The sequence below is a fragment of the uncultured Corynebacterium sp. genome (assembly GCF_937999985.1).
Lineage (GTDB): Bacteria > Actinomycetota > Actinomycetes > Mycobacteriales > Mycobacteriaceae > Corynebacterium.
On sequence record NZ_CALLDG010000180.1, the window covers coordinates 1 to 1,491 of the forward strand.

The window sequence follows — 1,491 nt, forward strand, 5'->3', positions numbered from 1 at the left end:
GAGGAGCAGGCTCTGGTGGATGGGGCAGTGGACCGGCGTAAGGCCGACTTCGGCGATTCGCGCTGGTGCGCACACCAGGCGCTGAAGAACTTCATGGACGCACACCCGCCCATCCTGCGCGGGCCGCGCGGGATGCCGCTGTTCCCGCAGGGAATCTCCGGATCGCTGACCCACACCGACGGCTTTCGCGCGGCTTTGTTGGCGCCATCCGACCGCTGGGCCTCCGTCGGCATCGACGTGGAGGTGGCTCGCCCGCTGCCGGAAGGCGTGTTTAACACGATCGCCAACTTGGGTGAGCAACGCCGCATCCACAAGGCAATGCGCTCCGAGGATCTTCAGCTGTTGGATACCGTGCTGTTCAGTGCGAAGGAAGCCACCTACAAGACGTGGTTCCCGTTGACGCACCGCTTCCTGGACTTCGACCAGGCCGACATCGACCTGCGCCCCGACGGTACGTTCACCTCGTATCTGCTGGCGCGCCCGGTGCCGGTGCCGTTCATCCAAGGGCGTTGGACCATCCGCAACGGATACGTGATCACCGCTGCGGCCGTTCCGGCTCGCTAGTCCATTCCCGCCGGGCGGGCGACGAACACGCTGGAAGCGCGCTTGCCCTTTTCCTCGATCAGGGCGATGGCTTGACCGGAAGGCGTGACCGCGGCGCGCACGCCTTGGTTGCCGACGGGTTCCAACCACTTGCCGAGGGAAAGGTCTACGCCTTCCGACTCGCTGATCTCGCGGGGCTCGAAGCAGCGCACCATCGCCTCGTCCAAGGTGAGCGTGAGGCTTGGATTCTCCTCGATTTGTTCCAGCGTGCGCGCCTCGGAGACGTCGAAGGGCCCCACCGAAGTACGGCGGAGCTGCGTCAGGTGTCCGCCCACCCCCAGAGCCTCACCGACGTCCCGGGCAATCGCCCGGATGTAGGTACCGCTGGAGCAGTGCACGGAAATGTGGGCGTCGATGCACGAGGTGGCGTCATCCACAACAACATCGAGCACCTCCAGAGCAAAGATCGTGACGGGCCGCTCGGGCAGCACAACGTCGTGGCCCTCGCGGACGAGTTCGTGGGCGCGCTTTCCGTCGATCTTGATGGAAGAAACCGAGGTCGGGCGTTGCATGATGTCGCCCCGTTGCGCAGCGAAGGCGTCGCAGACCTGCTGTTCGGTGATTGCCTGCAGTTCTTGCGGAGAGGCGGTGGAAAGCACGTCGCCCTGCGCATCGTCGCTGTGGGTGGCGGCACCTAAGCGGACGGTTGCCTCGTAGCGCTTGTCGTGGGCGACGACGTGGGCCAAGAACTTTGTCCCTCTTTCGACGCCCACAACTAGCAACCCCGTGGCCAGCGGATCGAGGGTGCCCGAATGGCCGACCCGGCGCGTACCCATGATCCGGCGGAGCTTGGCCACCATGTCGTGCGAGGTGGGACCGGAGGGCTTGTCCACGAGGACGACCCCAGAGCGGCTCAGGACGGAACGGGCACTGCGTTGGTTCATACCC

The 1,491-nt window shown here is 65.4% G+C and carries 2 protein-coding genes; one reads left to right on the plus strand and one right to left on the minus strand.

Translation table 11 applies throughout. The annotated features are described in order from the left end of the window. On the plus strand, nt 1-564 hold a 564-nt coding region (locus Q0331_RS08495), incomplete at its 5' end, for a 4'-phosphopantetheinyl transferase (RefSeq protein ID WP_298075941.1). Here Q0331_RS08495 and truB read toward each other — a convergent pair. Next, nucleotides 561-1,487 carry a tRNA pseudouridine(55) synthase TruB gene (truB, locus tag Q0331_RS08500; protein ID WP_298075942.1) on the minus strand — a complete coding sequence of 309 codons (927 nt, stop codon included), beginning with the start codon at nt 1,485-1,487 and terminating at the stop codon, nt 561-563. The genes Q0331_RS08495 and truB overlap by 4 nt on opposite strands. Nucleotides 1,488-1,491 lie beyond the last annotated feature (4 nt).